Annotated in this window: 1 protein-coding gene; it reads left to right on the forward strand. The window is 67.2% G+C overall.

All coding sequences use genetic code 11. The features are described from left to right. Nucleotides 1-268, forward strand: a 268-nt coding sequence (locus tag FMM79_RS00035) for an integrase core domain-containing protein (RefSeq protein ID WP_148625005.1), incomplete at its 5' end; no start/stop codon positions are given. Nucleotides 269-351 lie beyond the last annotated feature (83 nt).

Genomic DNA, 351 nt, shown 5'->3' on the forward strand with positions numbered 1-351 from the left:
CTTCACCGGCGTGCTGCGGCGCGAGGGTATCGCCATCAGCATGGACGGCCGCGGCGCCTGGCGCGACAATGTCGTGGTCGAGCGGCTGTGGCGCTCGGTGAAGTACGAGGAAGTCTACCTGCACGCCTACGCATGCGTCAGCGAAGCGCGCAGTTCGATCGGCCGATACCTGGGCTTCTACAACGCCCGGAGACCTCACTCGAGCCCCGGCGGACGTACGCCCGATCAAACCTACTTTGACAATCTGCCACAGGCCGTGGCAGCGTGAATTGGCCGCGACTTGCGGGGCGTCACTCCGGCCGGGCTACGCCCGACCTCCATGACGCCCCGCAAGTCGCGGCCAACTCGGGC

It is taken from the genome of Novosphingobium sp. BW1, assembly GCF_008107685.1.
Lineage (GTDB): Bacteria > Pseudomonadota > Alphaproteobacteria > Sphingomonadales > Sphingomonadaceae > Novosphingobium.